Here is a 13706-nt window from a genome sequence, read left to right as displayed (position 1 = left end):
CCTTCTCATAAACTTGAAAAGAGATTGAGTTGCCGCTTGATGACATCTGCTTCGTTAAAGTGTTTCATCGCCCGTTCGAAGCCGGCCCGGCCCATCTCTGACGCGACATCCGGCTGTTCGACAAGATCGAGCATCCGTCGGGCCAGTTGTGTTTCATCCTGCACCTCGACCAGGTAACCGGTTTTTCCGTCGACCACTTCTTCCCGACAGCCCCGGATGTTCGTCGCAATGACCGGTTTCGCCGTCGCCATCGCTTCGATGATCGAACGGGGAACACCTTCGCGATGCGATGGTAATACGAACGCATCGACTTGATGCAACAGTTCCGGTACATCTTCGACGAAACCGAGATAATCGATGTTCGGGATTTCCCGGATCCGTTTCCTGAACGTATGCTTCGTCGTCTGATCGCGTTCGCTTTCCATCATCTCACCGGCAATCATCAGCCGGACGTCCGGTTGGACCGAGACGACCTGCTCGAAAGCGGTCAGCAGTTCGAGAATCCCTTTCTCTTCAACAATCCGGCCGATGAATAAAAATGTGAACGGTCCGGTCGTTTGGCGAGGCCGGGGATAGAACCGGGTCAAGTCGATCCCGTTCCCGAGATGCATCAGACGGGTCGTATTTTTAAATCGTTTCCGGTTCGCCAGTTCGTAGTCTTCCTGACTTTGGAGCAACAGATAATCCGTCGCGAACCGTGCCAGCCATTTCTCAACGGAATACGTCAGCTGGTACGTGACGCGTCCCATCTTTTCGTGAAAATAAAAACCGTGTGCCGTATAGACGATGTGTTTCGTGCCCGCCCGCTTCGCCGCGACCCGGCCAAGGGCCGCCGCGACCGGCGTGTGTACGTGCACGGCGTCATACTGTTCGTCTTTTAAAATCTGAACGATCGAGCGAATCGTCTTCCAGTTACTCGTCCAGTCGATTTTTCGTTCGATCGGAATGTCATGCATCGTAAATCCTTGCGCAGCGAGTTTCGATGCCGCCCCGGTGTCGGCACAGGCAATCCCGACTTCGTGTCCGGCATTTTGCAAGGCTAACAGCAACGGTTGCAACATCGTCTCGGCCGTCGTATCGAGGGCGCAGACCTGAAGGATTTTTAAAGTCGCCATAAATGCACCCCTTCCGGTTTTTCTGACGGTGTCAGCATCCCTTTGATATCGATGACGATGCCGCGACCGACTTTGAGCAGGTGTTGCGCAAGCAGCCAGTTGCCTTCGACGTACTCTTCATGCGAGACGGCGAAGATGACGACATCGGCTGGTTTTAAGTCTGCTAAATCGACTAAATCGATGCCATACTCGCGTTTCGCGTCCCCTTTTTCAACGAGACGATCCGTCACCTGGACTTCAATTCCGAACTCTTCGATTTCCTTGACGAGGTTCGCAACTTTCGAGTTCCGGATATCGCTGACGTTTTCCTTGAATGACAGACCAAGCACCGTCACTCGTGCACCAAGAACCGGCATGTTTTGTTTAATCAGATTCTTGACGAGCGACGTGGCGATGAACCGTCCCATCGTGTCGTTGATCCGCCGTCCGGCGAGGATGACTTCCGGATGATAACCGAGTGATTCTGCCTTCATCGTCAAGTAGAACGGGTCGACACCGATGCAATGACCACCGACGAGTCCCGGACGGAACGGTAAGAAGTTCCACTTCGTTCCGGCGGCCTCGAGGACCTCAAGCGTATCGATGTTCATCCGGTCGAAGATGATGGCCAGTTCGTTCATCAGCGCGATGTTCAAGTCGCGTTGCGTATTCTCGATGATTTTTGCGGCTTCCGCGACTTTGATCGATGAGGCCCGGTGGACGCCGGCTTCGACGACCGCTTCATAGACTTCAGCGACGATATCGAGTGTTTCTTCGTTTTGGGCCGAAACGATTTTTTTGATCGTCTTGAACGTATGCTCATGATCGCCGGGATTGATCCGTTCCGGCGAGTAGCCGACGAAGAAGTCGACCCCGGCCTGCAGACCCGATGCTTCTTCGAGGACCGGGATACAATCTTCCTCCGTCGCTCCCGGGTAGACCGTCGACTCGTAGACGACGATATCCCCTTTGTTCAACTGGCGTCCGACGAGTTGCGACGCACGGAGGAGCGGCGTCAAATCCGGCTGATTTTGCGCATTGATCGGTGTCGGAACAGCGATGATGATGAAGTCGCTTGCTCCGAGTGCCGCTGCGTCGGTTACGTATTCGACGTCCGCATTTTTGAGGACGAACGGACTGAGTTCAAGGGTCGCATCGATTCCGTCTTTCAGTTCTGCGACCCGCTGTTCCTTGATGTCAAAGCCGATGACTTCCGTTTTTTCACCAAAGGCGACGGCGACGGGAAGACCGACATATCCGAGGCCGACGACGGCAATCGAACGGTTGGCGATGGGGAGTGATCGTGTTTCGGCTGCTGTCGTATCTACGATGTGTTTGACTGCCTTGTTCATGATGGATTCCTCCTATTTCATCGACTGTTTGACGATCAGTGTTTTTCCATTCGGCTCCTGTTTCATCTGCTGGACCGGCTCGAGCGTGACGTGCATCGAGGATCCGAGAAGTTTCTGCATCTCCCGCAAGAGGATTTTTTCATGTTTCGGTACGAACCGTTGCTCGTCGGGAATGTAACGGAGCGTCACATGATTCAATGCATGTTGTTCGACCTGCAGGCGCAAGACCGAGTTCGGCAGTTCCCGGGCAATCGTCGTGATATCGCCTTCGAAGACCTTGCCGCGTTTTTCACTGACGATATAACTTGTCCCGCGACCGTCAATCGACTCGATGACCGGACCGTTCAGTCCACAGGTGCAGGCATCTTGTCCGAGTGTCATCCGGTCACCGATCCGGTACCGGACGAGCGGTGTCCCGCGGGTCGTAAAACATGTGACGACGACTTCTCCCCGATCTCCGTACGGTTCGATGATGCCCGTTTCATGATGCAGATGAAGTTTATGCTCCCGGCATTCCGAGATGATGGGGGCACCTTCCGACGAACCGTACTGATCAAAGACCGGAGCTCGAAATGCTTCTTCGAGCACCCGTCGCATCTCCGGCGTCACCGTTTCCGATGTCGGGAAAATCGCAACCAGTGAAAAGTTGAGACGTAACTTATGCTTTAAAAGATACAAAGCGATTTCAAGCATTGCGGTCGGTGTTCCGTCGAGTGCCACCGGTCGGAACCGGTTCAGCTCTTCGATGTAGGCCGGAAAGTTTTCTTCCTTCATATGAAAGATCGATAACAACAATTGATTGAGCGGTCGGTTCATCCGCCAAAAGATCGGCTTTTTTTGATCGATTGCCGTCAACGTTCGTCCGGTGAAACTGGCGCGCCGCATTCCGCCATGAAAGCCGTGTAACTCTTTAAAATAGTCGAGATGCGCCATTCGTTCCTGGACGTCTTCCCGCATGAAGGCGACTTGGAGCGATTTCCCGCTCGTCCCGCCTGTCCGCCCGCGAACCGGAGCGTCGACTTCTGACATGAATGCTTCGTTTTGCTGCCGTAACGTTTCTTTTTCAAGAATCGGGATTGTCTGTAACTGTTCGAGCGACGTGAAAGGAAGACGGATGTCGTGCTCCTGAAACAGTTTCCGATAATACGGCGTGTGCGCCTGGGTGAATAGGAGAAACGTATTCAACCGCTCGAGCTGTTCAGTCCGGTAGTCCACTGTCCGGTCTTTGACACGTAGTTCTTGGAGCTTTCTCTCATATCCCGAACCATATCGTTCCTGCATCAGCTTTTTTCCGTACATGGATGTCAAAATATTCTGAATAAATATCGGGGACTTGTAGTAAATTTCTTCTTTAAGCGCCATCCTGGACTTCCTCCTTCAGCCGGTAATGCTGTTCATACCAGTCGATGAATGCATGGACACCTGCTTCGATCGTTGTTTGCGGCCGGTAACCAATCGTCTCGAATAAGGATTCAACATCTGCAAAACTCTCTGGAACATCCCCTGCTTGAAGTGGCATTTCATGTTTGATTGCTTTTTTACCAAGTCGCTCTTCAATCAAGGCGACAAATTCGTTTAGCCGGATCGGGCTGTGACTGCCGATGTTAAAGACGCGGTACGGCACGAAGCTTCGATCCGGTAGCGGCGCTGCTTTATCGAACAGCGGATCAGCGGCTGGTTCCGTCTGCATTAGCCGGTAAATGCTTTCGATGATGTCATCGACGTACGTGAAGTCCCGTCCCATCTCCCCGTAGTTGTAAAGATCAATCGGTTGTCCCTTCGCGATGGCTTCCGTGAATTTGAACAAGGCCATATCCGGCCGTCCCCACGGTCCGTAGACGCTGAAGAACCGAAGCCCGGTCGTCTTGATTCCGTAAAGACTGCTGTAGGTGTGTGCCATCAGCTCGTTTGCTTTTTTCGATGCGGCGTAGAGGCTGAGCGGATGATCGACTGCATCCGTCGTCGCGAAGGGCATCTTCGTATTCGATCCGTAGACGGAACTGGAAGAAGCGTAAATCAATTGTTCGACCGGATAGTGCCTGCAGGCCTCGAGGATCGACAAGAATCCGACAATGTTCGATGTGATGTAGACGTCCGGACGATCGATGCTGTACCGGACACCGGCTTGAGCCGCTAAATGGAGCACCAGGTCAATCTGTTCCGTCTCAAAGATTTGATTGACCGCCACCGTATCTTCGAGCGACACCCGGTAAAACGTATACCGGTTAGGCCCCAGTTCGGCCAAGCGGGCTTCTTTCAACGTCGGATCATAATAATCGTTGACTTCATCGAGACCGATGACCCGGTACCCTTCCGCTATAAAGCGACGTGCCGCATGAAATCCAATGAATCCTGCAATCCCGGTAATTAAAATCGTCTTATTCTGCACGTTTCTCAACCTCCTCGAAGTGGTGGAGCACTTGATAGCGGATATAGTGGATCGATGTATACGCGATCAGCAGCATCGGAAACAGTTTATACCGGTGGCGAATCGCTGTTCCGACATTCCCTGTCCCAAGACCAAAGATGACGGCGTTGACGATGAACAGAATCAGCATGAACAGCAGTACACTGCCGAACGGATGTTGTTTCAAATACTTCAGGTGCATCAGTGTCAGACCGAATAACAGGAGATAAAAGGCCGCATCGGCGAAGAAAATTGCGATGTTCATCACACTGGACCATTGCCACGGGAACGGTGAAAACAAGAAGTAAATCATCCGGAGTGGTGCGTACAGAACCATGTCAGACGGTCCGGTCACCGTCAGTCCGTTCAAATACGCCGATCCGCCGCGGTCATAACTCATCCCGCTGAACAGCTGTCCGTTTTCAGAGACGTGGGTGAATTTCGCGAACAGGACGTCCTGGAAACTGTAGACGATGAAACCGACGATGACGACTTGAACAAGCAACCGCTGTACTTTCGAAGCTTCAAAATCCATCCGTTTCGTCTCGTGATTATAAAAGGAGAAGTAGACGAGGAGGACAAGAATCCCGATCGCGAGTCCTGAGTGGAACATCGTGCTGATGAAGTAACCGAGATACGCAAACGTCAGGCTGGCTGCCGACTTATCGATTGTCCAGCGCACCATGTAGTAGAGTGTATAGACGATGCCGAGTGCGACCAGCTGATCCCGCAGGAGAATCGGTGAAAGTAACAGTCCTTGAGGAAAGAAGGCAAACACACCGGTCGCAATCAGGATGTAGTGCATCGGCAGTTTCAGGAGCAACAGTGTTTTCGATAAAATGACAACCGAGACGACGCCGAGAATGACGTTGAAATACTGGGCGAGCATTCGTTCCGGACCAAACGCAAGATAAAAGATTCCTAGAAATTTGGAGTAACTCCCCCGGACGACTTCGTTGAACATCGTCGGGTCGGTATAAATCAGCAATCCTTCCAGATGGAACGCTTCTGTATCATCCCCGCTGTGCGGCGGGAGCCGAAACAACTCCAAATCCACTAACATCAATGTCAGACGGATCAGAAAGGCTGTCACGAAAATCAGGAACAACGGGGTCGTCTCGGCCTGCTTCAACAGATAAACCATCAGCAGGACGGAATTGATGGCAAGGACGGTCGCGACATAACCTTCAGAAGTTAAAAAGAGCGGTCGGACCAATTGACTGAGTAGGGCTTCCAAAATGACGACAATCAGAATCGGCCGCATGCTTTTTCCCTCCTTTAGCTGCTTTGTTCAATTGAAAGTGTCAGTTTCCGCGGATACAGGGAACGGTAGAGCGCCGGGATCAACAGCCCGATTTGCGTGACGGCACAGAGACCGTATGCTGTCGTCGCCCCATATAATCCGTACATTGGAATCAAGATGCTGCAGGCGACGATGTTGACGATGACACTGCCGAAGATGGCAATTGTCTGAACCCGGAACTGTTGAAACCCGGTCAACAAGGCTTGAATGACGGTCGAATTATAAAAGAAAAGGGATGCGACCATCATCAAGACGAAAATCGTATGGTACTGGACGAACGAGGCATTGTAGAAAATCGTCAGGCCCCACTTGCCGAAGAAGATCGAGCCGATGATCAGCAGGATGCCGACCGCATTGGTCATGAGCAGCATCGACCGGGTCAGCTTCCGTAATTCCGGTAAGCTTTGCCGTTCCCCGCTGTCGGAGGAAAAGTTCGGCAGTAAGACGGCGACGAGCGAATGGATGAACAAGCTACCGAGAACCAGCAGATACGCGATACTCGCATAGTAGCCGAGTTCCTCTGTTCCGATCGCATGACCGACGAACAGGCGGGGAATGTTGGCGTTGAGTGCAATCAACAAGGCGACGAAACCGAGCGGGACTGCCTTGAGGAACAATTGTCGTCCCGTTTGGTAACGTTCACTCATCTGCTGGTTTTCAAATCCATGACCGACACGCCGGACGGTCGGTAAATCGTAGAGGATTAACATGATCAGATTTCCGGCGACGAGTGCTAAGACGAAACCGTGAATCGAATGCGTCGTAAAGAGAATCAGAGCCGCTCCGGAGACATTGACGAGACTGCGGAAAATCTTTGATAAAGCGACTTCCTTGAAGGCCATATGTCCTTGGAGGAATCCGTAAGCGAGATCGGCGAATGATTCCATATACTTGTTCAGATAAACGAGTAAGGTCAGCCAGAGGATGTCGGCTTCCCCGAAGAAATAATAGACGCCGAGAAGGACGAAGACACCGGCTGATAATAAGGAAAAGCGGGTCTTGATGAACAGGTTGAAGTTTTTTAAGCCCGACCGTTCTGCCGTCAGGATCGTACTGGCGTTTAACCAACAAAACATGACGATCGGTGCCGTTAAAGCGAGTGCGTAATTGAAATAACCGATATTGAGTGGTGTGCTCCATTTGATCAGCAGTGTCAAAATCATCCACTGATGGAGAGAATAGGCCGTATCCGCAATGAAAATCAGATTAAATCGTGACAGTTGCCGAACAGATTTCATCTCGTCTCCCCCTCATTCCCGGGCGATCCGAATCGCCGGTGGAATCGTCTCCGGCATCATGTCGGTCCGATTCGTTGCTTCAAGTAAATATGTCCGCAATGCCTGTTCATCATCAAGCGTCAGGGCGATATTTCGTAAATAAGGATCAATGGATCCGAACGGTCGTGTCTTACCGACGAGGATTTTATCGAAAACCCGTTCTTCATGAACTTCTTCCGTCGCGAGCAACTCTTCGTATAACTTTTCACCTTTTCGGATACCACTGTAGACGATCGGAATCTGTTCTTCCGTGAATCCGCTTAAGTGAATCAAGTTCCGGGCGAGTGTCGTGATGTTGACCGGCTCTCCCATATCGAGGACAAACACCTCACCGCCCTCAGCGAGGACACTGGCTTGGATGACGAGTCGGCTCGCTTCGGGAATCGTCATGAAATACCGGGTCATCGCCGGATCCGTCACGGTGATCGGACCACCGTTTGCGATTTGTTCCTTAAAGAGCGGAATGACTGATCCGCGGCTGCCTAACACGTTGCCGAACCGGACGACCGCGAACGTCGTCTCACTGTTACGGGCGATTTGTTGGATGGCCATCTCGGCAATCCGTTTCGTCGCCCCCATCACACTCGTCGGGTTGACCGCCTTATCAGTCGAGATCATGACGAACCGGTTGACACCGGCGGCTTCCGCTGCCAAGGCGACGTTGCGCGTTCCGTAAATGTTGTTTTTGACCGCTTCACTCGGATTGTCTTCCATCAGCGGCACATGTTTGTGAGCTGCCGCATGGTAGACGAGATCCGGTTTAAAACGTTGCATCACATCCATCATCCGGTCCGCATCCTGGACATCCGCGATGACGGAATGTAACGTGATGCCTTCCGTGGTTGCTTCAAGTTCGCGGCGGATCAGATAAATGCTGTTCTCGCCATGACCAAGCAAAATCAGATGGGCTGGTTTGAATTTAACAAGTTGCCGGCAAATTTCTGACCCGATTGATCCACCGGCACCGGTGACGAGGACCGTGGCCTGACTGACACTTTTTTCAATTTCCGTAATATCGAGTTCGACCGGTTCTCGACCGAGGAGGTCAGCAATCGATACTTCACGGATCTGGTTGACAGATACCTTGCCGGAAGCGAGTTCAACGAGCATCGGTAACGTATGGGCTTCGACTTTCGTCTGTTTGATCCGGTTCAGTAAGATGACCCGGTCCGGATAGGCAAGGGACGGAATCGCCAGGACGACAGCTTCGATTTTATATTCTTCGATGATACATTCGAGTTGGTCAATCGTCCCGATGACCGGTACACCGTGAATCATCATCCCTTTTAGTTCCGTCAAATCATCCAGTAGACCGACCACATTCAGGATATGGGCTTTTTTCTGCTTTAATTCTTTTGTGATCATCTGTCCCGATGCACCGGCACCGATAATCAACGTCCGTTTCCCAAGTGTTCGATTTTCCCGTTTCAGCTCGAGGCTCCGACCGCGAATCAACAGACGAACGAATAAGATCCCGTTTAGGACTAAACCGGTCTGAAGGAAGACGGCGCGTTCGACCGCAAAGTCGAACAGAGCGTATTCGAGTCCGAGAAGGACGAAGCTGCTCGCGACGACGACGACGAGTAACACACCTAAATCACGAAGGCTGGCATACCGCCAAATGATTTGATAAAAACGCATCCAATGGGCGACGAGTGTTAAGGCAATCCATTGAATCAAGGCGACTTCGACGGCATCCACCAGTTCGAAGTTCGCCGTAAGGTTCAGTGGATTAAAGAAGTAAAAGGTCACGACCGTCGCCGCGATGATGATCGCGGCATCGATCAGCCGCAGTAGACCAATCTTCATATGCCGGCGATACTGCTGAAATGGCGGGGCTTGCATGATAGGCTCCTCCTTTCTCAAATCAAGAACGGCTGGGATGACTGACAGCTTGCGGATACGCAGTTTCTTTTGTTTCTTCAGCGACTGACTTTTTTCCGAGCGCCCGGGAGTAGACGATCAATAAGCCGAAGAGAAGTCCGAGGATTCCACCGATGGCGGTATTCATCAGAACGTTTGGTGAGACCGGTTTCGTTGGAATCCGGGCCGTCGAGAACACTTCCGTGTTGCTTGTTTTGATCAGTTGCGGTACGTAATCCTGGAAGACTTCCGTCATCGTATTTGCCTGAATCGCGGCTTGTTCCGCCGATCGATCCGTGACCGATAAGGCGATGACTTGGGAATCCAGATTACTGGCGACGGTCAGGCGATCCGTCAAATCAAAAATCCGTTTATCCGTTACGTCCATCTTTTGGGCGACCTGATCAATGACTTCGGGGCTTTTTAAAATATCTTGGTAGGTACTGACAAGCGTCGGCGTCGATGTTGCTTCCGCATTTTGTTGCGGGACGACAAGGATATAAGCGGTCGCTTCATACGTCGGGGGAATCACATAGGTGCTGACGGCATATCCGGCACCCGCTAAGAGAAGGGCCAGTAAGCAGAGTACCCACCAGCCTTTCTTTAATGTCATCACATGGTCACCGAATGTCTTTTTTTGATGAATCGAATTCACATGGTTCACCTCTTTCTCGTTACCTGACATGTTGGATGGACACTGGTTATGCTTACACCTTATTTCCAAACGACTGCCAAAACAATTAGAGCTTGGTGGAAATGATTATATTTTTTTGAGGAGTCATCATGCTTGCGTATCGTTAGTTCATCGAAAAAGATTGATTCACGAAAAAAAGACGATTCACCAAAAAATGATCGCCGTTTTTTCAAAATTATTCATTTCATGCGCATGATTTTTAATAAATTAAGGGTAAATACCAATTTGATGATTAAAAATCTGAAAATTCGGTAATAAGTCCTATATGAAGGGTGGATAGATACTAGTAATGATGTTAAAATCAGTCAATATACCTGAATCGATTGGCTTATTCATCCTTGCATTTTGGATCACAGTCGATTTATGGACACGTCCGCTCTCGTTTACGGATGAAGTCCTGCCGAGTCATTGGAGTGTCTGGATAGCTCTTGTCTATCTCATCCTGTTCATCAGTATGTATCTTGTTACCCGTCCCTTATATTTTCCACCACGCGCTTCGACACAATGGTTCGTCACTTCATTCTTGCTGTATGTCACGTTTCACGGCATCGTCTTCTTGTTTCGTCCGGCTGCCGATCCTTCGCTTACCTTACTCCAATTGTTTACGACATGGCTTTTCGTCATTATCGTCCTGTCACTGGCGCTTCCACTTTTCATCCGTTGGTTTCAGCTGATGAATCTCATTCTTCTGTATCAGGCTTTCTGTCTCGCTGCTTATGCACTCATCGTCTCATTCGGTCGACAGTACGTTCCGATCGATAACATCCAGTCATTACAACTCGGTCCTTTTTCCTTGTCCCAGCTTTATGTCGGGGAACAAGGCAGCTTTCTCCGGTCCGCCAGTCTGACGAACAATCCGAACACGTTGGCAGCGTGGCTCGTTCCGGGTGGCCTCATCGCTTGGATGTCCGTCCTGCAGTCCATCGCGCGCCGGAATTTACGGTCATTCATTCTTTTCGGAACCATCCTGATTATGATTTTCATCGGTCTGGTGCTCAGTGCTTCGCAGACCGGTCTCTACTCGTTTTGTCTGCTCTCATTGTTGACGACGCTTTTAATGATACCGGCTCGACGTTTACGTTTTCTCGTGGTCGGTTTTTATCTCACAGGTGCTGTCATTCTTATCGGCTCCTTATCACTGAACCGCTCCTTGTTTGCAGAACTGATCAGCCTCAACGGGCGGAGTGAACTCTGGCAAGCCGGTCTGACCGCCTCTCTCGACCGCTTTTGGTTCGGCCACGGTCTCGGCTCCTCTGTCATCGGGTTGGAGCAGCAGCTTGGATCCAGTACACTCTACACGTTCCATAGCACGCCAATCGTTTACTTGTATGAACTCGGATTCTTTGGACTGTTGCTTTATACAGCGTCCTTTCTGTTAATACTTGTCCGGTTCATCCGGGATTGCCGGCACGACGATCCGTTGTCGATCAGCTTATTGTTGCTCGGTCTCTGGTTGCTGTTGCTCCAGTTCACGGAAAGTGTCCTGATTCGTCCGAGCGGTTTTTATTTCATCTGGCTCAGTTTCCTGATTTATGCGACACGCCGTCGCGCGACCTCACAAGAAAGTACCCACACCTAGACGAACACCTACACGAAAGGGGTATGACATCATGAAGAAATGGACAGAACAACAAGTAATCGACAGCTTAATCGAGGCGAGTATTGCTTACCCTGCCTTGGACGCCAAGACGTATGCCCGCTGGTCGACCGGAAAAGAAATCCCGTCGATCACGACGATCATCAACGTGTTCGGATCATGGCGTGAAGCCTTGCATGCAGCTGGTTTATCATCCATTCGTCCATACTATTCCGATCAGGAGATCCTTGCTTTCATCAAAGAAGCATCGGAACGGTTGCATCCGTTTCACAGCAACAGTTACCGTGAATGGGCCAAAGCAAAGCACGGACCTTCATTGACGTTGATCAATCTCCGTTTCGGGTCATGGTCACGGGCCCTTGAGGAAGCACACATCGAGATGACACGTTCAATCTGTATGACAGAAGAACGCATCATCAACGCGCTCCTCGAAGCATCGGACGTTCTTCCGCGCCTGACGACCCAGACCTACTCGATTTGGGCGCAGGAAAATGGACATCCGACGGTCGCGACGATTGCCCGAAAGTACGGTTCCTGGGTCGATGCGCTCGCTTGTCTCGACATCGCTCCCCCACGGCGGAAGTGGGTCGAAGAAGATGTCCTCGACGCATTAAGACAGGCACAACGCGAGCTCCCATCCCTCAGCATCATCCATTACCGGAAATGGGCGGAGGGACGATCCGTCCCGAGTACGTCGACGATCAATGCTTTGTTCGGGAGCTGGACGTCTGCCGTGCAGTGTCTTAAACGATCCCGTGTTTCGATTTCTTGATGGATATCGTCGCAAAAAAATGGGGCTGACCTAAAAGTCAGCCTCTACAAAGATAAGGGTGGCAGAATGATAATCCGCCACCCTTATCTCGTAAAAAAAAGACTCACTCGCTACACGCAACTCCTACAGGAAAAAGCGCATTTTTGCGCTGTCGAGACAAACAAGCCGGTTTTCCTGCCTGAATGAGGCAGGAAAACCGGCTTGTGTCTCGTCTGAGGAAAGGGCAAAAGACGAGTGATTTTTTTTTTGAGTCAGCCTCATTTTTTTATTCATCGTTTGATCCGTTGCAGTTCCGCCGCTGAAATCAAAGTGACCGTATCATGCTTCAACATATAGACATCATCCATGTATTGTCCGATATGCGGAAGATTGATTTGATGCACCAAATTCCGGAACAGTTGCGCCGGGAAATTGACACCACATTCATAGGCATGCGGATATCCCCCACCGAAACGAGGATTGATTTCCGATAGATACAATGTACCCGCGACATCAAACAAATCAAAATCAAGGGGCCCCACCAATCCAGACCCGTCTAACACATGTTCGATCAGCTCAAACACATCTTCCCGGATAACCGAACGGCTTTTATCGGTCTCTCCTGCTCGCATCGTTAATTTTTCCTTGATGAAGATGGACGTCACTTTCCCGGAAATTAAATCGACATACGCATCGACTCCGAGTTCTGGACCAACCAACAACTCCTGGACAATCAAATCGAAATTCTTCAGGAATAACTGTTCGACCTCTTCGATCGTCTCAACCCGCCGTACTTCGATACTGGCGCTTCCGCTGCGTGGTTTGACGAAGACCGGTAGATTCACTTCGCCTACAGAGACAGCTTCCTGGAACGACGCCATCGACGCATAGGTGCGTGCATGGGCAATGCCCTGGCGCAGACAATGTTCATACATCGTGTATTTATCGAAACAGAGTTGACAGGATGCATAGGGTGAGACGATGACCGTCACACCAACTGCTTGAAAGCGTTCCGTTGCTTGTGCCAGAAGACCAAGTTCCGGGTCGATCAGCGTCATGATCGCCGTCACACCTTCTTCCTGACAAAGCTTCAGTAAATGATCGATGTAATCGACCTCATCCATCTTCGGTACGATGTAATGCTGGTCCGCCATGTATAACGCAGATGCCAATGGACTGCAATCCGCTGTGCTGACACGTCCCGTCTTAAACTCTTTGACAAAATACTCGACGAGCTTTGCTCGGCGACCGGCGCTCGTAATCAATAGATGAGGTTTCTGCATCCGATTCACTCCTCTTAATTAATGATGTTAATCTTTTTTTCGACTTGCATCATCAAAACCCTGCTTTTTCTTTTAAAAAAACTAG

At 50.7% G+C, this 13706-nt stretch carries 11 protein-coding genes; 2 read left to right on the top strand and 9 right to left on the bottom strand.

Going from position 1 to position 13706, the window contains the following annotated elements:
• Positions 1 to 5 precede the first annotated feature (5 nt).
• The 8 genes from MUN34_RS01105 to MUN34_RS01070 are packed head-to-tail and all read right to left on the bottom strand — an operon-like array spanning position 6 to position 9951.
• The gene (locus MUN34_RS01105) at positions 6 to 1115 is read right to left on the bottom strand and encodes a glycosyltransferase family 4 protein (RefSeq protein ID WP_247856658.1); all 1110 of its coding nucleotides are present in this window, start codon (positions 1113 to 1115) and stop codon (positions 6 to 8) included.
• A complete protein-coding gene (locus MUN34_RS01100) occupies positions 1103 to 2446 on the bottom strand; it encodes a nucleotide sugar dehydrogenase (RefSeq protein WP_034769675.1) in 1344 nt (447 codons plus the stop codon). The genes MUN34_RS01105 and MUN34_RS01100 overlap by 13 nt, the downstream gene beginning before the upstream one ends.
• 12 nt (positions 2447 to 2458) lie before the next feature.
• Positions 2459 to 3808, bottom strand: coding sequence for a phenylacetate--CoA ligase family protein (locus MUN34_RS01095; protein WP_247856657.1), 1350 nt, complete (start codon positions 3806 to 3808; stop codon positions 2459 to 2461).
• Complete coding sequence (locus tag MUN34_RS01090; RefSeq protein WP_026827431.1) at positions 3798 to 4835, bottom strand: NAD-dependent epimerase; 1038 nt, start codon at positions 4833 to 4835, stop codon at positions 3798 to 3800. The genes MUN34_RS01095 and MUN34_RS01090 overlap by 11 nt, the downstream gene beginning before the upstream one ends.
• Positions 4825 to 6117 carry a hypothetical protein gene (locus MUN34_RS01085; protein WP_026827430.1) on the bottom strand — a complete coding sequence of 431 codons (1293 nt, stop codon included), beginning with the start codon at positions 6115 to 6117 and terminating at the stop codon, positions 4825 to 4827. The genes MUN34_RS01090 and MUN34_RS01085 overlap by 11 nt, the downstream gene beginning before the upstream one ends.
• Before the next feature lie 14 nt (positions 6118 to 6131).
• Complete coding sequence (locus MUN34_RS01080; RefSeq protein WP_247856656.1) at positions 6132 to 7394, bottom strand: oligosaccharide flippase family protein; 1263 nt, start codon at positions 7392 to 7394, stop codon at positions 6132 to 6134.
• A 12-nt stretch (positions 7395 to 7406) separates the two neighbouring features.
• Positions 7407 to 9278 (bottom strand): polysaccharide biosynthesis protein, encoded by a 1872-nt coding sequence (locus MUN34_RS01075; RefSeq protein ID WP_247856655.1) that lies wholly within the window; start codon positions 9276 to 9278, stop codon positions 7407 to 7409.
• Positions 9279 to 9300: 22 nt separating this feature from the next.
• Positions 9301 to 9951: a YveK family protein gene (locus MUN34_RS01070; protein ID WP_026827427.1), complete on the bottom strand. Its 651-nt coding sequence runs from the start codon at positions 9949 to 9951 to the stop codon at positions 9301 to 9303.
• Positions 9952 to 10279: 328 nt separating this feature from the next.
• On the opposite strand from MUN34_RS01070, the gene MUN34_RS01065 reads away from it, so the two are divergent.
• A complete protein-coding gene (locus MUN34_RS01065; RefSeq protein ID WP_247856654.1) occupies positions 10280 to 11569 on the top strand; it encodes an O-antigen ligase family protein in 1290 nt (429 codons plus the stop codon).
• A 31-nt stretch (positions 11570 to 11600) separates the two neighbouring features.
• The gene (locus MUN34_RS01060) at positions 11601 to 12359 is read left to right on the top strand and encodes a hypothetical protein (protein WP_026827425.1); all 759 of its coding nucleotides are present in this window, start codon (positions 11601 to 11603) and stop codon (positions 12357 to 12359) included.
• A gap of 269 nt (positions 12360 to 12628) precedes the next feature.
• Here the strand turns inward: MUN34_RS01060 and MUN34_RS01055 are convergent, their stop codons facing one another.
• Positions 12629 to 13621, bottom strand: a complete 993-nt coding sequence (locus MUN34_RS01055; RefSeq protein WP_247856653.1) for an ATP-grasp domain-containing protein — start codon at positions 13619 to 13621, stop codon at positions 12629 to 12631.
• Positions 13622 to 13706: the final 85 nt, after the last annotated feature.

Source organism: Exiguobacterium sp. 17-1, assembly GCF_023096305.1.
GTDB lineage: Bacteria > Bacillota > Bacilli > Exiguobacteriales > Exiguobacteriaceae > Exiguobacterium_A > Exiguobacterium_A sibiricum_A.
The sequence above is the reverse complement of the archived record's forward strand: the minus strand, read 5'-3'. Positions and strand labels throughout refer to the sequence as shown.